Source organism: Bradyrhizobium sp. MI1.7 (assembly GCF_055811795.1).
In genome coordinates this window covers 1-20,930 of sequence record NZ_JBVVPO010000098.1, presented here as the reverse complement: position 1 = coordinate 20,930, position 20,930 = coordinate 1, and the positions used below count along the sequence as shown (strand labels likewise).

Annotated in this window: 16 protein-coding genes and 3 pseudogenes; 12 read left to right on the top strand and 7 right to left on the bottom strand. The window is 60.4% G+C overall.

Annotated features, from left to right (window positions below):
• Window positions 1–1,091: 1,091 nt before the first annotated feature.
• From AC0L3X_RS42975 to AC0L3X_RS42965, 3 genes and pseudogenes are all read right to left on the bottom strand, one after another.
• Window positions 1,092–2,297, bottom strand: coding sequence for an MFS transporter (locus AC0L3X_RS42975; RefSeq protein WP_439033939.1), 1,206 nt, complete (start codon window positions 2,295–2,297; stop codon window positions 1,092–1,094).
• An 880-nt stretch (window positions 2,298–3,177) separates the two neighbouring features.
• A pseudogene (locus AC0L3X_RS42970) lies at window positions 3,178–3,487 on the bottom strand (transposase); the annotation flags it as partial.
• Window positions 3,488–4,383: 896 nt separating this feature from the next.
• Window positions 4,384–4,590, bottom strand: a complete 207-nt coding sequence (locus AC0L3X_RS42965; protein ID WP_439035699.1) for a cold-shock protein — start codon at window positions 4,588–4,590, stop codon at window positions 4,384–4,386.
• A 415-nt stretch (window positions 4,591–5,005) separates the two neighbouring features.
• Between AC0L3X_RS42965 and AC0L3X_RS42960 the strand changes: the two genes are divergently transcribed.
• The 4 genes from AC0L3X_RS42960 (at window position 5,006) to tnpC (ending at window position 8,479) form a co-directional block, all read left to right on the top strand.
• Window positions 5,006–5,311, top strand: coding sequence for a hypothetical protein (locus AC0L3X_RS42960; RefSeq protein ID WP_085361588.1), 306 nt, complete (start codon window positions 5,006–5,008; stop codon window positions 5,309–5,311).
• Between the two features lie 728 nt (window positions 5,312–6,039).
• A complete protein-coding gene (gene tnpA, locus AC0L3X_RS42955) occupies window positions 6,040–6,438 on the top strand; it encodes an IS66-like element accessory protein TnpA (protein ID WP_439033940.1) in 399 nt (132 codons plus the stop codon).
• Window positions 6,435–6,782, top strand: a complete 348-nt coding sequence (tnpB, locus tag AC0L3X_RS42950) for an IS66 family insertion sequence element accessory protein TnpB (protein WP_439033941.1) — start codon at window positions 6,435–6,437, stop codon at window positions 6,780–6,782. The genes tnpA and tnpB overlap by 4 nt, the downstream gene beginning before the upstream one ends.
• A 44-nt stretch (window positions 6,783–6,826) precedes the next feature.
• Window positions 6,827–8,479, top strand: coding sequence for an IS66 family transposase (gene tnpC / locus AC0L3X_RS42945; protein WP_439033942.1), 1,653 nt, complete (start codon window positions 6,827–6,829; stop codon window positions 8,477–8,479).
• A 16-nt stretch (window positions 8,480–8,495) separates the two neighbouring features.
• Here tnpC and AC0L3X_RS42940 read toward each other — a convergent pair.
• The 3 genes and pseudogenes from AC0L3X_RS42940 to AC0L3X_RS42930 form a co-directional block, all read right to left on the bottom strand.
• A pseudogene (locus tag AC0L3X_RS42940) lies at window positions 8,496–9,751 on the bottom strand (IS91 family transposase).
• A 22-nt stretch (window positions 9,752–9,773) separates the two neighbouring features.
• Window positions 9,774–10,316: pseudogene (locus AC0L3X_RS42935) on the bottom strand (tyrosine-type recombinase/integrase); the annotation flags it as partial.
• A 251-nt stretch (window positions 10,317–10,567) separates the two neighbouring features.
• Entirely contained in the window at window positions 10,568–11,257 is a 690-nt protein-coding gene (locus tag AC0L3X_RS42930) for an IclR family transcriptional regulator (protein WP_439033943.1), read from the bottom strand.
• 164 nt (window positions 11,258–11,421) lie between these two features.
• Between AC0L3X_RS42930 and AC0L3X_RS42925 the strand changes: the two genes are divergently transcribed.
• From AC0L3X_RS42925 to AC0L3X_RS42900, 6 genes are read left to right on the top strand one after another with little or no spacing between them, the layout of a single operon-like run.
• Entirely contained in the window at window positions 11,422–12,213 is a 792-nt protein-coding gene (locus tag AC0L3X_RS42925; protein ID WP_231143966.1) for an ABC transporter ATP-binding protein, read from the top strand.
• On the top strand, window positions 12,197–12,970 hold the full coding sequence (locus AC0L3X_RS42920; protein ID WP_439035700.1) for an ABC transporter permease: 774 nt from the start codon (window positions 12,197–12,199) through the stop codon (window positions 12,968–12,970). Before AC0L3X_RS42925 ends, AC0L3X_RS42920 begins: the two co-directional genes overlap by 17 nt.
• A gap of 33 nt (window positions 12,971–13,003) precedes the next feature.
• The gene (locus tag AC0L3X_RS42915) at window positions 13,004–14,026 is read left to right on the top strand and encodes an ABC transporter substrate-binding protein (RefSeq protein WP_439033944.1); all 1,023 of its coding nucleotides are present in this window, start codon (window positions 13,004–13,006) and stop codon (window positions 14,024–14,026) included.
• Between the two features lie 50 nt (window positions 14,027–14,076).
• A complete protein-coding gene (locus tag AC0L3X_RS42910; RefSeq protein WP_439033945.1) occupies window positions 14,077–15,342 on the top strand; it encodes a CaiB/BaiF CoA transferase family protein in 1,266 nt (421 codons plus the stop codon).
• Between the two features lie 55 nt (window positions 15,343–15,397).
• Window positions 15,398–16,225, top strand: coding sequence for a citryl-CoA lyase (locus tag AC0L3X_RS42905; RefSeq protein ID WP_439033946.1), 828 nt, complete (start codon window positions 15,398–15,400; stop codon window positions 16,223–16,225).
• Window positions 16,222–16,560, top strand: coding sequence for a hypothetical protein (locus AC0L3X_RS42900; protein WP_439033947.1), 339 nt, complete (start codon window positions 16,222–16,224; stop codon window positions 16,558–16,560). The genes AC0L3X_RS42905 and AC0L3X_RS42900 overlap by 4 nt, the downstream gene beginning before the upstream one ends.
• Window positions 16,561–16,786: 226 nt before the next feature.
• On the opposite strand, the gene AC0L3X_RS42895 is transcribed toward AC0L3X_RS42900, so the two are convergent.
• Window positions 16,787–17,245 (bottom strand): GNAT family N-acetyltransferase, encoded by a 459-nt coding sequence (locus AC0L3X_RS42895; RefSeq protein ID WP_439033948.1) that lies wholly within the window; start codon window positions 17,243–17,245, stop codon window positions 16,787–16,789.
• A gap of 648 nt (window positions 17,246–17,893) precedes the next feature.
• On the opposite strand from AC0L3X_RS42895, the gene AC0L3X_RS42890 reads away from it, so the two are divergent.
• Window positions 17,894–19,108: an EAL domain-containing response regulator gene (locus AC0L3X_RS42890; RefSeq protein ID WP_439033949.1), complete on the top strand. Its 1,215-nt coding sequence runs from the start codon at window positions 17,894–17,896 to the stop codon at window positions 19,106–19,108.
• A 573-nt stretch (window positions 19,109–19,681) separates the two neighbouring features.
• A complete protein-coding gene (locus AC0L3X_RS42885; protein ID WP_231143972.1) occupies window positions 19,682–19,885 on the top strand; it encodes a 4Fe-4S binding protein in 204 nt (67 codons plus the stop codon).
• Window positions 19,886–20,930: the final 1,045 nt, after the last annotated feature.

Below are 20,930 nucleotides of genomic sequence, written 5' to 3'. Positions count from 1 at the left end.
GTTGATCCGAAACTCCTGCCGGAGCTAATCTGACCGCCGGACCCAACCTGTCAAAATCACTGTGCAGAGCCACTAGTCCATTTTTGCAGTTGCGGCGAGTCAATCTGCTCGACAGGTTGGCGCACCGGAAACTCGCGCTTACCGCGGAAACAGCCGCTCCAAAGCCGCAGCGGTGGAACTGTTCGATGAGACTTCATTTACCCACATTTCCAACCGCTCCAATTTCGGCGCAGAGTTCGATCCGGTGTGTCTGGAGAGTCCGCGCCAGATGACAACATTTCCGAGCGCATTGTGGCAGGTCGCTTCACTCGTTTCGGGATGGCCGTCGCATTGGATCATCGGCCGTTGGTCGGACGTGTCTAGCGCGTAAACTTGATCTAGAGGCCGCGCCGATCTTGCGTCTCGTCTTCGGCACCATCATGCGTGTTCATTGACAGTAAGCCCGGTTCTAGACCATGGCTTTGAGATCCCAGTGGGTCTAAGGACGCAATTGATCGAAGTCGCTGCTTGGAATGCCATTGTGATGCTGGTGAGCGCTCAATCAGGAAAGCACGCAAATAGGTCATCAGCTTGCTCATTTCGCGCAGGAAGGCGATGATGGCTCAGCTGCTCGGCAGCGCCTCAGAAGAGCCAGCAAAGAGCGCCTTCGGTTGAGCGCGATAGGACCGATCATCGAGAAGCGCGTCACACGCCAGCGTGAGGACGCTCACGGGATGAAGAAGGCGAGCTTGCCCGTCTGTCGGGTAGCGCCAATTATGATGCTAGAATGCCGGGTAATCTCAGGACAGAGACATTGTTGTGTGGAAAGAATGCAAAAGTGTTCCGCAGTGCGGTAGACCGCTCGACCGAATGCTCCTCGCAATGCCGCAACGGCGCAATCGCCCGAGATGTTCGCGTACATCGCCAGAAACTTCGATGCCGAGTTCCTCAACGAGTTCTCGGGCAAGGCCTGGCGTGGTGTTTCACCCCCTTCGACCGGTCCGCCTGGCTGCGCGAACATTTTGGTCCAACGCTCGCGTACCAGCGGAAGGTTTCGTGCGACATTCGTGGTAGGGCACGCGGCGATCCGCGCTGTGCGCACGGCTGCGGCGTTATCCATCAAGCAACGCCCCCTTTTTTAGATCACCCTCTGGGGCTGCTTGCGGGAGAACTATCAGCAGAGGGATGATGACGACCATACCAGCTGCCAGCATCACTCCTGATGGGCCGGCTACAGTCAACATCTGGGCGCCAAGGACGGCTCCGAAGCCGATGGCCGAATTGATGACCGCTGAGTGCATCGCGGCGGCAGTCATCACTGTCGAACCGGCGGCGCGCAGGATCCAGGTCTGGAGTCCGGCGAACAGCGCCGCGACGGCAGCGCCCCAGATGACCAGCAAGACAAGGACCCGGCCTGTCCCCAAGTGGGGACCAAACCATCCAAGGCCAACGAGCGCCAGACACAGAGCAAGCAGCCCCGCAGTGATGATGGGCTTCATGAAGCGGTCGATGAGGACGCCCGCCAGGATGTTCCCCAAGAATCCTGCTCCGCCAAAGCCGAACAACAGCGCGCCAATCATGTCTTGGGCAACGTTTGGAATCTCGCTGAGGAATGGTTCTATAAATGTGTACGCCCCGAAATGCGCCGCCGCCATGAATGTCGTTACGGCATAGATCCCCAACAGGTCATGCCTGCGGCAGACTGATCCAAGCTCTCTCCATCCCGCTGGCGTCCCGGCCTGCATTTTCGGAAGAACTGCCACCATCAGGGCTGAGGTGATCAGTCCGATGGCGCCAATTAATCTGAACGCTGCACGCCATCCGCTCACCTGGCCGACGAAGTTCGCGAGCGGCACGCCAACAACGGTCGCCATCGAGATCCCGCCGAATACGATTGCCGTCGCAACACCCATACTGCGGGACGGCGCAATCTTAGACGCAACCGCAGCCGCCATGGCCCAATAGAAACCGTGAACGACAGCGCCCACCGTGCGTGCCAGCAACAACCCTTCGAAAGTGTGCGACATCGTCGCCGCAAACGTTGTTGCGGAAAGGATAAGAGTCAAGGCGATGAGTAGCGGCTTGCGAGGAAACTTCTGAAGCAGAACGGGCGACAACAGAGCGCTGGCAGCACCGATCCAGGCATAGAGGGCCACCGTGAGCCCGACCGCTGCCTGATCTCGTCCGAGGTCGCGAGCAATCTGAGACAACAGCCCGATAGGTGCTATCTCTGCCAAGACGATGTGAAACGAGGCGATGCCTAGCACGATGACGGCGAGCCAGATGCGGAGCGAAGATTCTGTGCCGTCACTCGTCATTATTAAACATCACTGTACGAAGGATCCGCCCGTTTCATTTGTCGATAATCAGCCGCTGCTTGTACGCATTTTTCATCCATGGACGTGTCGCCGCATGGCATGGGCGTCTCTCCGGATGTTAATCGACCTGCATCGCTGGTATCCGATCGTTACGGTTGCATGGGTCGTTCTCTCCATCAACGGCGAGAGTTGATAGTTGACACACGACAAAGGGCACTCGGTGTCCTCCGACTGGCGTCCTGAGTGGGACTGTCGTTCCGGCCGGCATCGTGAAAGAGGGCCTGACCTTACTCGAAGAGCTGCGTCGCTCGCCACCAGGCGCTGCGCGTCGCCAACCCCGCCAAACGGACGGTGCAATAGCATCGTGATGCCTTTCGTGCGCTCGACGGCCTGCAGATTGCCGAGCTGCCAACACCGAGGAGGAGGTCTCACTCACAATGTCCCGGCACTGCTTCGGCAGCTTTAGCAGGGCGCTCGCGGATCATGATCTCCGGGGAGCCGCCATTGCCTCGCCTGCGTACGCGCGCGCTGGGTGTCAATCGGCCCTTTAATTGCGGTTTGTTGTCAAACTTACATTTCTGAACTCGCCCACGGCACGGTGGTAGTGCTCGCGCCGTCGGAGCTGGTCCGGATTGCGGAGACGGCGCGGGCCGGCTGATACGTGCATTGGATCGCCGGGGCTGGTTGAGGTCTTCGCTGGGATCGTGGTCCTTTCCAAGGTCGCGCAGCGCCTCATGATGATGTCGGGGTCGGGCGCCTCAACGTTTGCAGCGGAGTGCGGACGAGCCGCCACCGCCTGATTGACCGAGGTCGCCACAACACCGTCCCAGCGAGACATCGCCAGTCCGGCAGACCGGACCAGGAACTCTACAAGATCGGATCAGGCTTCCTTGCCCTGGCCCCAGTCGAACGATGTGCCGTAGACCCAGATACAGTGAAGAAGGATGGCGAGTTTGCGCGCCATGGCGACCTTTGCCTTTCGCATGCCAATCCGCTTAGCGAGCTTCATGCCCCAAGCCTTAAGAGAGGACCATTTCTTCGTTCGATGAAGCAGGACGATCGCCGCCTCGTACAGGTAGGTTGGGAGAAGATGGTCGTCCCATCGTGATATCTTGCCCAGTTTCGCCAGAGTGGTTGCGTCGAGGCGTAAGACCCAGATAGGCGCCGACGCTTGATGCCGATCGGAAGCGCGATGTTTCAAGGTGCCGTCGCATGCGCTGGTTCATTAGGAGGACGGATCGAGCTTTAGCATTGATGCTAGCAGCCGCTCCGGCTTTGAATCCTCAAGTGGGCTTCAACGCGATGCCAACGGGCCGTATGTTGGTCCGTGCGAAGCCCTAATGATGGACGGAAGCGTTCCGCGGTTACATCGCCGCTGCGTGACGAGCTATCATTTCTCGGCGAGATCATCCAGCACTTGAAGGGCGACTACGCGGTTGCAGCTTCAGCGTACGCGCCAGGCGTGTGGCTGAGCAAAGAACGCGGCGACCGCATGCACAACCGCGGCCGCAGGTGCGGCGTCGTGCTCCCCGAGATCCCCGAAGGCTCCTGATGGAGGGCGTTGAGGAGCCTGCCCACAATCTACGAATTGCCTGCTTGTGAGCCCTCGAGGCTGGCGACCTTGACCGGATCCAACGTCCGGCGAGGGGAGCTCGCGCAGCAATAGCCTGATATCGTAGCCCTCTCGAACCGCTCGAGAGTCCTTGCTTAGCTTTCCTATCCCTTCGTTGGTCCACACTGTTGAACTCGCGCCGCAGCACGGTATCGGGTTTGATCAGCGCCGGCGCCACCACCTCCAGTCCAGGATGATCGGCGAGGATGACCTTCCGACCAATAAGCCGCTCGCGAGCGCCTTCAAATCGCGCTATGACGAGCGGGCGGACTGACTGTTACCCGTCTACCAAACGGGACAAAGAGGCGATGCGCTAGCAAGCATCGCTAGCTACGTTTTCTTGTATTCGGACCCGCGAAACGTCGAAAATTGGCGAGAAATGGAACGACCCCAGTGCTTAAAGCGGCTGGGGTCGTTCCGAGGTAAGCGCCAGACTTGGGCGGGGGGCTGAGGCCAGACGCCTACGACATGAAATCAGACACGCAGATTTTCCGCACTGCTTTTACCGCGCCTCGGGTCGGCTTTAAGCTCGTAAGAGACTGCCTGCCCTTCCCGCAGGTCAGAGAGGCCAGCGCGCTCCAGGGCGCTTATGTGTACAAAAACATCTTGGCCGCCCCCATCCGGCTGAATGAAGCCGAAACCCTTCGTCGCGTTAAACCATTTCACAACACCCCTCGCCACTCCCATCTCCCATTTGAGCAATACTGTAGAGTAGTTCTGGTCGGAACATTCGGGCGGCACCGATTCCCGCATTGACGCACAATCTCCGCTGCTTCGGCGTCAGCGTAGTTCGCTTGAGGAGTTCGAGTATGGCGAGCCTGGGCGATCATGCTTTCATGCCAGAGACCAGGCACAGCCGACGGGTTTGACCCAGGTCGCATCGTTCTGATCTTCCATCCTGTCGCGTCACTTGGGTGACGAAGGTCACGTGGGTGGGTTCTCCTAGCAGGGAAGCCGCGAATTTCATCGGCCCAGATGGCTCATCGGCCACTATTTTGCGGACAAGCAGCGGCCTCGCAACTACCAAAAGGGGTAGCTGGACGAGCGTACCGCACCAAATTAGCATGCTCCCATGACTGTTCGGAGACCATGGAAGATGAACTGGAAGAAGGAACTGGAGGCGCTGGTTCAACAATCCGCGGCACTCGTAGAACGCGCACGGAGCGTAGCGCCTATTCCAAAGCTGATAGCACCCATCGCGCCAATCGCAAAAGCTTCCCCGCCCGATTCTCCCCGGCGGTTGAGCTGGGACACCTCCGAGCGAGAGCACATCAGCAAACGAGTTGCGAATTTCAGAGCGCATCAAGAGCGCGTGCGCCGCGAGCGCGACGAATATTTTTCCCGCACGATGCAACGGACACGGGATCTCGCGAGAGGCCACGGCTCCGACGAACAGATGTAGGCGGTCGGACAGTCGCGCAACTTTGCTAACAATCCGCCAAATCGCGCCAGAAGAGTCGACTGCGGCCGACCACCGGCTGGGAACGGCGAGTAGCCGTGAGAGTCGTACGAGTCTCCAAAAGACGCCCGTCACAGCCCATCTGAGGATTGCCGCGCGCTGAGGATTGCCGCGTGGTGTCCTCACGCCATAGGTTGCCCTCGTACTGGATGCGCTGGGGGGCAACCGCGCGATCGTTGTAGTGGCGCCGCCGACGCCCACACGAATCTGGCGCATGGATTTTGCACCGCCGAGGAAGGCGTGGGTGTTGACCCTACCCCTCGGGCTTAATCCAGTTTGACGTTCGTTCTGGCCGAAGACGAGGACCAGAGCATGCAGCACGTTCGAGATCGGAAGGCCCGATCTGCTGGCTCGGCGCGTGAGGCAGAGACACGAGATGTGCGCGTCGGGGAAGAGTTGAGATCAGACGCGCTTCACTGGAGATCGCGATAGGCATTTTGCTGCATCGGACCGTTGTTGTCGCGCAGTGTGAAAGCACGGAGTCGACATCGTCCGCGATGATCGAGACGCTGGGAGCGAAATGACGAATGATGATCGTCGTGCACGGCATGACTTGGCTCACGATGTGTCGCATCGGAACGGTGATGTTCGAGGTATCCCTCCATTGAAGGCCGCCTTGTTTGACGAACGGGATAGCTGCAGGTCCTAGGGGTAATCCTAGGAGAAGCGCTATGACGATTTCGAGGACGGAGGTAATCACATCGGTCGAGCGGCGGCGCCGGTGGTCGCAGGACGAGAAAGAGCGGCTTGTTGCAGCATCGCTCGAGCCCGGCGCCAGTGTTTCCGAGGTGGCTCGCGTGGCCGGGCTTCATGTGAGCCAGCTGTTCAGGTGGCGCAAGGATCTCTGCAAGCACGGCGAAGCGAGCATGGCTCCGTTTGTTCCAGTCGAGATTGGGCCGCCTGCGTCACCGCGGGAGCTGGCCGAAGCGCCGTTGACGACGACGGCGCGGCGACGCAAGAGCGATGGCATCATCGAGATCGATCTCGATAGCGGGCATCGCATCCGGGTCGATGGCGACGTTGATGGAGACGCGCTACGTCGCGTTCTCGATGCTTTGGCCCACCGATGATCCCGGTTCCGACAGGCGCGCGAGTGTGGCTCGCGACAGGCCACACGGATATGCGCCGGGGCTTTCCATCGTTGGCACTCCAGGTGCAGGAGGTGCTGCGCAAGGATCCGCTCAGCGGTCATTTGTTCGTCTTCCGGGGTCGCCGCAGCGATCTAGTGAAGGTGATCTGGCACGATGGCCAGGGGGCATGCCTGTTTACCAAGAGACTGGAGAGTGGAAGGTTTATATGGCCATCCGTTGCGGGTGAAGCTGTGACGATCTCGCCAGCGCAGATGAGCTATATGTTGTCCGGAATCGATTGGCGCAACCCGCAAGAAGCACAGCGTCCGACACGGGTCGGATAGTCGTTTTTGGTTGAATCTGCGGCTTGATCTGATTCAATGGCGTCGTGATATCGAAGCCGGACGATCTTCCGTCGGACCTTGTCAGCGCTCTAGCGGCGCTGCAGGCCGAGCGTGAGGCGCGGCTGCGAGCCGAAGCGGTGGCTGCCAGTGCGTTGGCGGAGCTGTCGGACAACGAGGCGCTGATTGCGCATCTTGAGCTGCGAATTGAGAAGCTCAAACGCGAACTGCACGGGCAGCGATCCGAGCGCTCGGCACGGCTGCTCGAGCAGTTGGAGTTGGAGCTCGAGGAACTCATCACCACGGCGAGCGAGGACGAGCTGGCCGCACAGGCGGCGGCAGCGAAGACGCAGAACGTCCGTCCCTTCACGCGTAAGCGGCCGGTGCGCAAGCCTTGGCCGGACGATATCGAACACGAGCGCGTCGTTGTTGAAGCTCCAACGACCTGCGCCTGCTGCGGTGGATCGCGACTGGCGAAGGTCGGCGAGGATGTGACCAAGACGCTGGAGGAGATCCCGCGCCGCTTCAAGGTCATCGAGACGGTGCGCGAGAAGTTCACCTGCCGGGATTGCGAGAAGATCAGCCAGCCGCCGGCGCCGTTCCATGCCACGCCGCGTGGCTTCATCGGTCCACAATTGTTGGCGACGATCCTGTTCGACAAATTCGGCATGCATATCCCGCTCAACCGCCAGAGCGTGCGCTTTAAGGCCGAGAGGATCGATTTGCCATTATCGACACTGGCTGACCAGATCGGCCACGGGACCTTTGCCGTCATGCCGCTCTTCCACTTGATCGAGCATCATGTGCTTGCGGCCGAGCGCCTACATGGCGACGACACCACCATCCGTATCCTGGCGAAGGGCAAATGCAAGACTGGGCGGATCTGGACATATGTGCGGGATGACCGGCCCTTCGCCGGGCCTGCGCCGCCGGCTGCGGTCTATTACGCCTCGAGCGACCGACGAGGCGAGCATCCCCAAAAGCATCTAGCGGTCTTCGCCGGCATCCTGCAAGCCGACTGCTACAATGGCTTCGAGCCGCTGTTCGATCCGCAGAAGAAGACACTGCCAATTACGCCGGCCTATTGCTTTGCCCATGCACGGCGAGGCTTCTTCGAGCTGGCTGACATTGAGAAAAATGCTCGGGAAGGCAAGAAGGGCAAACCGGTCTCCCCGATCGCACTGGAGGCGGTCAGGCGGGTGGACGCGTTGTTCGAGATCGAGCGCGCCATCAACGGCTGCAGCGCCGACGAGCGACGCGCCGTGCGCCAGGAACAGAGCAAGCCGCTTCTCGACGACATGCACGCATGGCTGCTGCGCGAGCGCGAAACCCTCTCGCGCTCGTCCGAGGTCCTGAAGCCGATCAACTACATGCTCAGGCGCTGGGAGGGCTTCGCCCGCTTCCTCGACGACGGGAGGATCTGCTTGACCAACAATTGCGCTGAACGCGCTTTGAGAGGCATCGCCTTGGGACGGCGCAACTGGACCTTCGCTGGCAGCCAGCGTGGTGCCGACCGTGCCGCCATCATGCTGACGATGATCACGACGTGTCGTCTCAATGACGTCGATCCAAAGGCCTGGCTTGCCGACGTCCTCGCCCGTATCGCTGATCTTCCTGCATCGCGGCTGCACGAACTGCTGCCCTGGGAATGGAAGCTGTTGCGCCAGGCCGGCAAATCCGACGATCAGCAAGCCGCCTGACCTTCACCCAACGCCATCACATATAGCTCGCCGTGCCCGCGCGCACGCGGCAATCAGGCGGCCTTCGTCGTGGGCGTACTGTTCGAGGGCTGGAGCGTCTGAAGCTGTGTCGAAAGCTCTCAATGATGCGCATGACGCCACCACAATCGGGACAGGCAGGAACTTCGGCCCAGGTTTGAGCTTCCGAATCCACAGGCGGCGGCCGGCTGTCGTTTGGGGCTGTCTCATGATCGAGAAGTTCGCGGCAAAGGGCGAGCTTGGCAGCGCGATGGCGGTTGGCCATGAAGCCGAAGTGGCGGATGCGATGGAAACCGTCGGCAGCGTATGAAGCAGGAAGCGGCGAATGAACTCGTCGGGCTTGAGCTTCATGATCTTTGTCGCGCCATCCTGGCGGTAATCCTTCCATGCGAAGGTAACATGATCGTTGTCGAGTGCGACGAGCCGGCTGTTGGTGATCGCGACGCGATGGGTGTAGCGGCCGAGATAGGCCAGCACCTGTGCCGGTCCGCCGAAGGGCCGCTTGGCGTAAACGACCCAGTTGACGCGCTGCATGGCTTTGATGTGACCAGCGAAAGCGTCGAATTCGGCAAGAGAAGCAAGATCGCCGAGGAAGCGCAAGGCGCCGGCGTTGAAGCCCCGATCAGGCGTTTGAGAGAAAGCCAGCGAAAGAGCCGGGACAGCGGTTGGACGGCCAGGAAGAAGTTCGGTCGGCTGGCGATCCAGCGTGTTCCATCAGGTGACGGGCCGGCGCCCGGCACGACGCAGTGAATGTGGGGATGATGCGTTAGCGCTTGTCCCCAGGTGTGCAGGATCGCGACGCCGCCAATCTCCGCGCCGAGCCGGCGTGGATCGGCAGCAAGCGTCGTCAACGCCTCGGCGGCGGCCTTAAACAGGATGGCATAGACGACGGCCTTGTTTTGGAAAGCGATCGCGGCGATCGGTGCAGGAAGCGTAAAGACGACGTGGAAGTAGGGAACCGGCAGCAGGTTGGCTTCTCGCGCGGCAAGCCACGCGGCTCGGGCTGGCCCCTGACACTTCGGACAATGCCGATTCCGGCAGGAATTATAGGCGATCCGCGTCATGCCGCAGTCATTGCAGGCTCGACGTGGCCGCCGAGCGCCTCGGTTCGGCGCGCAACAATGGCGCTCATCACCCGCCGTCGACGCGACCGAGATGACCGGCATGGTCACGACGATAAGCGTCGCCATGCCGGCGCAAGATATCGGCAATCCCGATGGCGGGTCGGTGCGGGCGGACGTCGGGGCGGGTCATAAGCCGCATCCCGGACGCGTTGTCATGCCGGTGGCGTCACCTTCAGCGACAGGCGGTCGAGCGGGCTCTGCGTCGCCCGGATCGTATGGGTGGCGACCTGCGTGTAGCGCGCCGTCGACGACGGATTATTGTGCCCGAGCAGAACCTGGACGATCCGGATGTCGGTTCCGTTCTCCAGAAGATGTGTCGCGAAGCTGTGGCGCAGCGTGTGCAGCGTGACGCGCTTGGTCAGGCCCGCAGCCTTGACCGCCGAGCGGCAGGCGGCATGCAACACGGTCGCATCAATCGGGTGACCTTCGTCACGCCCAGGGAACAGATAAAGCCGCGGCCGGGCGAGCCGCCAGTAGGTGCGCAGGATGCCGAGCAGTTGGGACGACAGCATCACGTTGCGATCCTTCGCGCCTTTGCCGTGGCGCACCTGGATGACACCGCGGGTGCTGTAGATGTCTTCGATCCGCAGTCCCGCGACCTCGGAGGCCCTGAGTCCGGCCGCATAGGCGGTGGTGAGCGCGGCGCGGCTCTTCAGGCTCGACACCGCCTCGAGGAACTGCACCACTTCGTCGGCGTGTCGGCGCGCCGCAGCTTGGCCGTCAGGCCATGACGGCTTCAGAACACGCGCACCAGCACACATCACACGAGCAGCGAAATAGCCTTGAAGAAGCCTCCCTCCTGATTCCCGTGCAGGGATGGGTGGCGCGTCGAGATCGAGGATGATCTGCAGGCCTCAACAATGCGAGAAATGCGCGCTACGCTCAGGAGAGGCCATTGCGGCACCGGCTGAGCTGTGCGTTATAAACGGAACGCTGCCATTGTAGCTCAGCGCTCACTTGCAGGCAGCAGATCAATCAGCGCTTTAGCCTCGGACTTCAGCACTTCAACGGCAGATTTCCGAGCATCTGCATCAAAGCGAGTGCGAATGGCGGAGACTGAGAGCGCGCCCCGCAATTTGCCATAGACATCGATTACGGGCACCGCTGCGGCCGCAACCTCAGGATCACGCTCGCCGATCGAGACGTAGAAGCCACGATCTCTGATCTTCTTTCCATCAGCTAATGCAAAATCGCGGTAAGCGGTAAGAACGCGGCCCGCAGCGCCGCGATCAATCGGCAATCGTTGTCCTTCTTCGAGGTGATGGCGGACGGAACGCGGAGAATTAACGCGATAAAGGCAAATGCGCTCGTCGCCCTCCGCGATGTAGAAGGATGCGGTCTCTCCGGTTGCTTCGACCAGACGATGGAGCGAGGGTCTGATCAGGTCACCGAGGTCCAGCCCACGCTGATAGAGCGCCCCAAGGCGCCATAGCTCCGGTCCGGGTCGAAATAGCCGGTCGGTCCCCCGCACCATGAATCCGTCCGCTTCCAGGGATGCGGCAAGGCGAAGGACCGTGCTCTTGTAGAAGTCGGTCGCCTCGGCAATCTCGGTCAGCGTCATGGCTGCGCGCTCAGGGCCGAAGGCCTTGAGGATCGCCAGCGCGCGCCGGACCGCATCAACCCCTGTCTTCGCCATTGATACAGCCCTCGTGTTCTGTTCCGCAGAACAGATATCCAGAATGGATAGAAAGTCCAATACCCCAGGCTCATCTGCGTTCTACGTTGCAGAATGCGATTGACTCCGGATATAGCGCCAGTTACCTGTTTTGAGGCTTAGAACAGGTTCTGCGGAGCGAAACAATGGAAGGGCAGCCGGCACTTGCCGTTGACCTGCGCGACGTGATGATTCGCTTCGGCGACTTCACCGCCGTGAAAAGCATGAACCTCCAGGTCGGCGAAACCGAATTCGTTGCAGTGGTCGGGCCGACCGGCTGCGGAAAATCGACCATTCTCAATACTGTCACCGGACTGCTGAAGCCGGCCGCCGGCGAGGTTCGCATTTTCGGCAAATCGCTTAGGGGCCTGAACGGTCAGTCCGGCTACATGCTGCAACAGGAAGGGCTGCTGCCCTGGAAAACAGCCCAGGACAATGTCGGCCTCGGGCTGGTGTTTCAGGGAAGCTCGATCGCGAAAGCGCGCGAGCAGGCGCGGCCCTGGCTCGCCAAGGTTGGCTTGAAAGGGTTCGAGGAGCGCTATCCGCACCAATTGTCCGGCGGCCAGCGCAAGCGGGTCGCCATGACGCAGACCCTGATCATGCAGCCGAAGATCGTCCTGATGGATGAGCCTTTCTCAGCGCTGGACGTTCACACCCGTCGTCTCATGCACCGTATCCTGCTCGATCTCTGGCAGGCGGACCGGCGCTCACTCGTTTTCATCACCCATGACCTCGATGAGGCGATCACGCTGGCGGACCGCGTCGTTGTGATGTCTGCCGGTCCCGCGAGCCGCATGGTTGGCGATGTCAGGATCACGCTGCCTCGTCCCCGCGACGTCTCGGCGCTACAGACCACCGACGAGTTCGTCGCGCTTTACCGTGAAATCTGGTCGCTGCTCGGCGCCGAAGTGGAGAAAAGCTATGCCACGCAGGGGTAAGGTCGCTCTCACGCAGTTCGCCATCGTGCTTGGGCTGATCCTGATCTGGGAATTGGGCGTGCGGGCCGGGTTGATCGACCCGTTCTTCTTTCCGGCCCCGTCGACACTCATCGCAAGGATCGGAGAGTGGATGTCAACGGCCGACTTCTGGACCGATGTCAGCATAACACTGCTGGAGACGATCCTGTCTTTCCTGGCTGGTATCGGGATCGGCACGGCGCTTGGTATCTGGTTGGGCTTAAGCCCGTTTGCGGCCGAGGTCGTTCAGCCCTTCATCAAGATGTTCAATGCGATCCCGCGCATCTTGCTGGGGCCCATTTTTGTCATCTGGTTCGGATTGGGCCTCACCTCCAAGGTCGCGCTGGGCGTGACGCTGGTTCTCTTCGTCGCTTTTTTCAACACCTTTCAGGGCGTTCGCGAGGTCAATCCGGTCGTGCTCGCGAACGCGCGCCTGCTACGTGCATCGAAGTCCTCCCTGCTGCGCCACGTCTACCTGCCGTCCGCCACCACGTGGATCCTGTCGAGCCTGCGGGTGTCGGTCGGCATGGCTGTGATGGGAGCAGTGGTCGCCGAATATCTCGGTTCGTCCGCGGGATTGGGGCACCTGATTGCGCAGGCCGAGGGCGTCCTCGACGCGACCGGAGTGTTCGCAGGAATCATCGTCCTCTCCGCCTTCGTCGTTGCTCTCGATGCCATTGTCGACCGCGCGGAAAAACGGCTCCTGGTGTGGCGGCCCGCACCTGCCCACGAAGCCTGATCGTACCGCTCTCCCATTCTCATGGAGTTTCCCATGCACGCTTTTCCACGACTGATGCTGGTCATCGCGATAGCCGCATTCCCGGTCATCTCGACTTATGCCGCCGAGCCCGAGAAGACAAAATTGAAGATCGCGGTGGGGTCACAGATCCTCAACTATATGCCTCTCGAACTTGGCGTGAAGCTGGGCGCCTTCAAGGAAGAAGGGGTTGACGTGACCGTCGAGAACTTCCAGGCCGGTGGCTCAAAGGCTTTGCAGGCGTTGATCGGCGGCTCGGTGGACGGGACCGTCGGCTTTTATGATCACACCATTCAGATGCAGGCCCAAGGCAAGCAAATTTCCTGCGTGTTCCTGCTCAATGACATTCCCGGCGTGTTGCTCGGTGTCCGCGGCGACCTCGCTGACAGGGTCAAGACGGGTGCCGGTCTGAAGGGCCTGAAGCTCGGGATCACGGCGCCGGGGTCCTCGACCGATACCATGGCGCGCTACTACATCAAAAAATCGGGATTGGGCCCGCGCGATGTAAGCATCATCGCGGTTGGCAGTGGTGCACCCGGCATGGTGGCGCTCGAGGCCAAGAATATCGACGCGCTCGTCTATTTCGATCCGATTGCGACCCTTCTCGCGCGCAAGAAGAGTGCGACACCGCTGTTCGACGCGCGCACGGTCGAAGGCTCAAGGCAGGCCTTTGGCGGAATCTATCCGACCGCGTGCCTTTACCTTCAGCAGTCCTTCATCGACAAAAATCCGGAAACGGTCCAGCGCCTCGTCAACGCCTTGTTCAAAACTCATCGCTGGATCAACACGGTTTCGGCGGAGCAGCTCGTCGACGCGATGCCTTCTGGATACAAGACCGACAATCGCGAGGTGAACATCGAGATCATCAACGCGTCGAAAGCGCTGTTCTCGCCAACCGGTCAGATGGACATCGACGCGGCCAAGGTCCCGCTGGCTGTCCTAGGCGACTTTGATCCGAAGATCGCAGCCGCAAAGATCGACCTGATCAAGACCTTCACGAATCGATTCGCGGAACGTGCTGCGCAGCAACTGAAATAAGTTGCGTACTAAGCGCTCGCTATCGGATCACCTACAAGAAGGCTCTTCAGATGTCTCTGCCGCTAACCGGTATCCGCGTTCTCGACCTGTCAAACGTGTTGGCGGGTCCGTTCTGCGGTTACCATCTTGCGCGCCTTGGCGCGGAGGTCATTAAGGTGGAAAATCCGAACGGCGGCGACCTGGCGCGGCGCCTCGGCGCGGATCCGCAAAGAGCGGAGCGCCTGCAGGGACTCTCGTTTGTCGCCGTGAACGCCGGCAAGCAATCGATTGCACTGGACCTGAAATCGGAAGCGGGCCGCGAGGTGTTCTTGCGACTGGTCAAGGAAGCCGACGTGGTGCTCGAAAACTTCCGGCCGAAGGTGATGGAACGGCTTAGCCTGGGGTTTGATGTGCTCAGCAGGCAGAACCCACGTCTCGTCTACTGCGCGATCTCCGGCTTTGGGCAGAGCGGGCCGTGGTCCGCCCGTCCGGCCTATGACCAGATCGTCCAGGGTCTGTCTGGTGCCATGAGCGTCACTGGCGATACGGCCTCGGCTCCCCTGCGCACGGGCTTTCCGATCTCGGACACGATTGCGGGACTGACTGCTGCCTTTGCCATTGCCGCGGCTCTGGTCGAACAGCGGCATAGCGGCCGCGGTCGGTTCATTGACGTGTCCCTGCTCGAAGCCACCGTTGCAGCGATGGGATGGGCCGTCTCCAACCACCTGAACGCTGGTGTCGAGCCGCAGCCCATCGGCAACGAGAACTTCACCGCGGCTCCCTCGGGCACGTTCCGCACCGCAACAGGCCCGCTGAACATTTCCGCCAACGAGCAGAAGCAGTACCAATCCCTATGCGACCTGATTGGCCGACCGGACCTGAAGACGGATCCACGCTTTGCTGGGCGCGAGATGCGCAAGGTGAACCGCGCAGCGCTGAGCACGGAGTTGAACAAGGCATTGAGTTGCAAGACCGCCGAGGAATGGGAGGCCCAAATGAATCTGGCTGGTGTTCCCGCAGGCCGCGTGCTGACGGTCTCGCAAGTGTTGCAGCAGCCACAGCTTCTCGAGCGCGGATTCGTCGAGACTTTGGCCCCAGAACAAGACGGCGCGCAGCCGTTACGAATCACGCGGCCGGGCTTCCGGCTGGATGAGGAGTTTTCGGTGCCTTCACCGCCTGCGACGCTCGGAGCAGACACCGAGCGATGGCTGCAGCGGCTCGGCTATTCGTATGCGGAGGTCGAGCAACTGGTCTCAAGCCGGGCCGTCGGGACGCCAAAGCAAGGAGAGGCAGATTTCCTGCCTGTCCGCGTAGCCGCGGACGGACCGATATCATGAGATCCGACGGCTTGCGGCGGTTGGCGATCGGCAGGTTGAATGGACGGAACCGGAAATGAGCGAAGAAGAATTGCGACAGCAAGCGGCCCGTTGGTGGCGAACCTCCATCTGCGATATCGCGCCCGGTCGCATCGCCTATCGGGGTTATCCAATCGAAGATCTGATCGGCCGAATTTCCTTTCCCGCCATGATCTGGCTGATGTTGCGCGGCGATCTGCCGACGCCAGCGCAGGAGCGGCTGCTGCAAGCTGCGCTGGTTGCGTCAGTTGACCATGGTCCGCACGCGCCCTCCATTGCAATTGCCCAGATGGCGGTGAGCTGCGGCCTGCCCCTGAACGGTGCCATGGCCTCGGCGATCAATACGCTCGATGACGTGCACGGCGGAGCAGGGGAGCAGGCGATCGAACTCTACGAAGATGTGCTGCGACGGCGCGAAGGGCGAGAGATCGAGCAGGCCGCTGGCGCTGCAATCGACCATTTCACCGCAACACGCAGCAAATATCTGCCGGGCTTCGGCCACCGGTTTCATCCAGTCGACCCGCGGGCGGCGCCGCTGTTGGCGCTGGTGGATGCCGCAGCCGACGAGGGCAGTGTCGGCGGCGATTATGCCAAGGCCGCCCGCGCGATCGAGCGCGTGATGCAGCAGCGCAAGAGCAAACTCATTCCGATGAACATTGATGGCGCGACCGCAGTCATTTACGGCGAGCTGGGCTTCGCCTCTCCGCTCGCGCGGGGGCTCTTCTGCTTGTCGCGCGCGGTCGGAATCCTGGCTCACGCCTGGGAGCAAACTGGGCGCAAGGATCGCAACAAAGGCCCGATGCCCAAGCAGTTCGGCTACAACTACGAGGGCCAGCCGCGCCGCAGTCTGGGAGGCGCATCATGATGTATCTCGAAAAGCCGCCCAGGCTGATTGAGACCCGCATGTTCTCGTCGATGCCGGCGGAGTTTCGTCGCCCGGGTGTTTCCTCGGAATGGGCAGAGGCAAACCGCCGGGGAATGCCTGATTTCCAACGGGCCGAGTCCGAACGGCCTAGAGTAGTGCTCAGTCCGGACGAGACCGTGTTGTTCGTTGCAATGACGCGCGACAACAGCGTCTGGCGCGTGCCGCTGATGCGAGCCTCCGCGCCTTTTAGCTGGGCGGGTCTCGGCTCGCGGTCCACGAGCCTCGGCAAGACCATCGTATCGCTTCGCCCAATTGAAGAACGATTTGATGGCTGATATTTTGAACGTTCGCGCCAAGAAGGTCGAAGAGGTAACCGCTCGCAGTGGGAGTCAGCACCGCATCAGCGTCCGGGTTCTCGATCATGCTCGGCCGCGACGCACGCGTTGAAGCGTTCGTTTTGAGAACCAAAAAAATCGCAGGATTCGCTGCTTTGAAAGACTTTACTGATAGCACGCTAGCCTAGGAGCGCTTTAACTGTGTTGAGCAGCGGTCGTAGTCCTGTCACAGCCTCTTGCGCGCCCGCAATCCTCCAATCCGATATCCCCTCTCCTCGTAGAAGCGGCGTACCCGTTCCAAGGCCGGATAGCCATCCGGAGGCAGCGCAACCTCAATCATTTGCCAGCCTCGGCGCTTCGCCTCCGAATGTACCGCCTCGAGCAGATGCCGACCGTGGTGAGAGCTTCGGAAGCCGCGAGAAATCCATAGCTCCTGAAGCACACCGTACGCTCCGGCTGCTCTCACGGCCTGTACGGCCGAGATGGTGGCGACCCCTACAATCTGCCCCGTGGCTTGTTCCTCGATGACAAAAACGAAGCCGTCTTCACGATCCTGGATCAGGCGTAAAGCCGCTTGCTTCGCGCCTTCAAGGCTGAACTCGGGTCCGGGGCCACCTAATTCAGAAAGTAGCTTTTCGACCGTTTCTGCGATCGCGTTCTCATCTCCTGGCACGCCTTTGCGCAAAGCCGTGCCCCCGTGGGGCAGGCCTTGCGCTTCAGCGCCAACCCGAACACCCGTCACGTTAGTCCCACTTGAGGAAATCCATAGTCAGAAGGATACAGAAAACGCAACTGAGAGCAACTATCAAGCTCGATAGGGAATAGGACGTTCGCACTCGCTATAAGCAACAGAGGTGAGGTAAGTGCAAGCTGTTGCCGCTCAGAATCGACTGCGGCCTGACCAGCTGCGAACTCATCATGGACTTCCTTCGATTGAAAAATAAACCCGCCAGACGGCACGTTCGCGCGTGGGCAGGCCGGCCATGCCGATCAAACATTCCTAAGAGTGATTGCCGATCGTCACTCACGATCGGTCTCCATGCAGTAGATCTTGCACCCCGATGATCGCCGCGTCATAGAGCGCATCAGCTCGGAGCGTGCGAAGGTGAGAGTCCCCGCACTCGCGTGCGTCACTCGTGCAAAGTTGCGCGAAGCGGGATAGGTATCATGCGCGTGCGCCCGACAAGATCATCTGAGCAACATCGCGAAGGATTTTGCACGCTAATGCACTATCTTAAGCTTACCGCGAAGAATCGAAAGATAAGGGCAAGCACAACTTGTTTGGACCTTCGCTCCTCGTTTAAGGGACCGTCACGGAACGGGAGTGGTTGCGATGGAGCATGGGCAGGCCGAACTGATCGGAGGGAAACCTGTAATCTTCGGACAGCGTAAGGTGCGGCCGCGAGCGTGCGTGGCCGTCGGTAAGCGGCATCTGCGCGCCTTTCTACGGGATGTGCTGGAGGATATGGGGTTTATTATCAGCGAATGCGGGACTGCTGACGAGCTGCCCCACGTACTCTGCACGGAGTTCCCTGATCTGATCCTGCTCGGCATTGGCTCGGATCGCATCGAGCCTGGACGGTTGCTCGAGATACTCGTACGCGAAGAATTTGCAGGCAGAGTGCTGGCGTTCGGCGCCCGCGAGTCGATCATCATGACGGCAGTGCAGCAGGTCGGGGGGGAATATGGACTTGCTATGCTGCCGCCGCTGAGGACGCCGTTTGCAGCCGAGACGCTGCGCGATCGGGTCGCCATGCTCTTGCCCAGAGAGCCGGCGCCCCGTCCCGCGGTCCATGTCGGAGAAGCCTTACACGCTGGCTGGCTTGAGCTCTGGTATGAGCCGAAGTTTGATGTGTGTACCCTCAGCCGCCGCGGCGCCGAGGCGCTTGTGCGAATGCGGCACCCGACCTGGGGCGTTGTTCCATCGGCCTATTTCATCCCGGAGCCTCACGATCCGCATTTTAGGGAGTTGTCGCAGTTCGTGATCGACCGCGCAATCAAGGATTGGCAGTATCTTCTGGAGCAGCAAACTTCGATCGATCTCTCCATCAATCTCCCGGCAGCATTCCTGGTTGACCCGCAGGCGGTGCGCGATCTCTGTCAGCGCATGCCGTCGCACCCCGCTTTCGGCGGCTTGACGATTGAAATCGAGAGCGAGGAAGCCATCCAGAACCTAGATCTTCTGATTGAGGTTGCGCGTGAGGTTCGCTTTCACAACATTGGCCTTGCAATCGACAATGTCGGCGCCAATTGGCCGCAGCTGATGGGGGTAGAAAAATTCCCGTTCATCAAATTGAAAGTGGACCGGCAGTACGTCTCCGGTTGCGGAAATGGGCCCCTGAAGCGAACGGTGTGCCGCCATATCGTCGCTCTAGCCAAAGAGTATAGTGTGCGCACCGTCGCCGAAGGTGTGGAGAACCAGGCCGACCTGATCGCTGTGACCGAACTCGGCTTCGACCTTGCGCAGGGCCATCTGTTCGGAAAGGCCATGCCGCTGAAGCAATTTGCACAGTCATCTTTCAGCCCTGCTCCACTTCGTCCAAAATAGTTGCATGACGAGTGGTTGAGCACGGCCAGGCAAAGCGTACCAGCGCTCGCCCGCACCGCCATGCCTACTCGGCACCAGGCTGACTGCAATTCGAGCGGTCACTTTGCAAAGCCGGTGTCGGCTCCTCCCGGCGCAACTTCATTTCCCTTCGAAGCGACGCCGGAGCTTTTTGTAGCACAAACCCGTTTTGGCAAGCCTCCAGCGAGTCAATCCGCGGCGGTAACGTTACAGCCATGAGCGAGGTTTGCACAAAACCTCCGGTCAGGGCATGTGACCGGAGGTTTTGCCGAGATCCGGCGTAGACGTGAGTCGGCTCGCGGCTTTTAGTCGCGCCGCCGGTTTTGGCATCGTTGTGCGTCGCTTGGGCTCGCGCCGCCCTGCCAGACAAACCGACGGAAGCTCGCAGCGGTTTAGCCTGAAATTGAAGCGGCCTGTTACTGTCGCAGATGAAACATGGTCTCAGACCCGGGACAGCCCAATTGGGCAAATTGCCCACCATTGAGCGCGTCTGTGTTTGGCACGGCATTTGAAGGGGATCGCCAATAGCATCGCTCGCCCAAGGAGTCCGAAGGCATGGCTTACAAGATCGTCGCTTCGCAATGCACCGTTTGTGGTGCATGTGAGTTCGAGTGTCCCAACGCGGCGATCAGCCTCAAGCGCGACATTTACGTTATCGATGCCAAAAAGTGCACGGAGTGCGAGGGCCATTGCGACACGGCGCAATGCGCGGTCGTCTGTCCGGTGCCTGACACCTGTGTCCCGTCTAAGACAGCATAAGCAGCCCGCGTCCAGAAGGCCTCATCGCTCGATTTCGCGAACGTAGTCGTAGATGTCGAGCTTGAGGTGACCAGCGACCGCATGGGGCGCTGAGCCCCTCGAAGGGCTCTGTCGGAGGACACCGTCGAATTTGTCACGGACAAGGCCGCCTCGATGCTCCAGTGGCCGCGTTGAGGCTTATGGTCGCTGGTTGACGGGCCGAGGCGAGGTAGACGGGCGTCGAATAACCCAAGCTCGACTTGCAGGATATCTAAAGCTACGTCAGGCCGAAGCCGAAGAGACGGTCTCCTCGGGCGACGAGATCGCTCCGGAAAAGGTGGACTTCTCTTGCTTCGGGTATCATCCAGATCTTGAAACACGACTCGCGATCCAAGAAAAGTGGATACTAGGATCATAGCACGATCCCGCCGCCCGCGCTCTTGCCGCTTGATTCAGTTTCGCAAGTCAGCGTGCATCCTGAGGTCCGGAACTGTTCCTGCATGTCGCGCCGGCCGGTGCCCAAGCAACACTATCTTGCCAAGCGGCGACGGACGCATCGAAGGCGCCCACCAAAGTCGCTCAGCACGTGAATAACTGGCGCACCGAGGAGATCATCTTGACCAACCTCACGGAGGCGATCGAGCTCGTGCCTCGTCGCGGGGCCAGCGAACACCAAGGAGTCCGACCTGATCATCCGTGCGATCCTGGAGCAATCCATTGGCAATTCCTAAGGAGCCTCATGGCGCTGTGATCAAACGGACACCGGCCGAGGATGATCGCAACTTCCTGACGACGAGTTCGAGAAGCTGCTGACGGAAAAGACCAGGCCCGTCGCGATCACACAGATATCGAAGGCGGCTCGGGTTCGTTCCGGCGGCGGAGCTCATCCGGTTACGCGAACAGGGTATAGAACGCGATCCATTCACAAGCGGAGCCTCCACAGATCCACGCGTGTTCACCAGGCCGGGAGCAAGACCGTCATATCCTACCTAGTACCTCGTCACAGGGATTATGACTCTTTGGAAGTGGCGGGGTAGGCGCCAGCCATTTTGGCGCGAGCCTTGTC

Excerpts from the sequence above, each read along its gene's own strand:
- AC0L3X_RS42975 (WP_439033939.1), bottom strand. The coding sequence starts at position 2,297 with ATGACGAGTGACGGCACAGAATCTTCGCTCCGCATCTGGCTCGCCGTC.
- AC0L3X_RS42960 (WP_085361588.1), top strand. The coding sequence starts at position 5,006 with ATGAACTGGAAGAAGGAACTGGAGGCGCTGGTTCAACAATCCGCGGCA.
- tnpA (WP_439033940.1), top strand. The coding sequence starts at position 6,040 with ATGACGATTTCGAGGACGGAGGTAATCACATCGGTCGAGCGGCGGCGC.
- tnpB (WP_439033941.1), top strand. The coding sequence starts at position 6,435 with ATGATCCCGGTTCCGACAGGCGCGCGAGTGTGGCTCGCGACAGGCCAC.
- AC0L3X_RS42930 (WP_439033943.1), bottom strand. The coding sequence starts at position 11,257 with ATGGCGAAGACAGGGGTTGATGCGGTCCGGCGCGCGCTGGCGATCCTC.
- AC0L3X_RS42925 (WP_231143966.1), top strand. The coding sequence starts at position 11,422 with ATGGAAGGGCAGCCGGCACTTGCCGTTGACCTGCGCGACGTGATGATT.
- AC0L3X_RS42920 (WP_439035700.1), top strand. The coding sequence starts at position 12,197 with ATGCCACGCAGGGGTAAGGTCGCTCTCACGCAGTTCGCCATCGTGCTT.
- AC0L3X_RS42915 (WP_439033944.1), top strand. The coding sequence starts at position 13,004 with ATGCACGCTTTTCCACGACTGATGCTGGTCATCGCGATAGCCGCATTC.
- AC0L3X_RS42910 (WP_439033945.1), top strand. The coding sequence starts at position 14,077 with ATGTCTCTGCCGCTAACCGGTATCCGCGTTCTCGACCTGTCAAACGTG.
- AC0L3X_RS42905 (WP_439033946.1), top strand. The coding sequence starts at position 15,398 with ATGAGCGAAGAAGAATTGCGACAGCAAGCGGCCCGTTGGTGGCGAACC.
- AC0L3X_RS42900 (WP_439033947.1), top strand. The coding sequence starts at position 16,222 with ATGATGTATCTCGAAAAGCCGCCCAGGCTGATTGAGACCCGCATGTTC.
- AC0L3X_RS42890 (WP_439033949.1), top strand. The coding sequence starts at position 17,894 with ATGGAGCATGGGCAGGCCGAACTGATCGGAGGGAAACCTGTAATCTTC.
- AC0L3X_RS42885 (WP_231143972.1), top strand. The coding sequence starts at position 19,682 with ATGGCTTACAAGATCGTCGCTTCGCAATGCACCGTTTGTGGTGCATGT.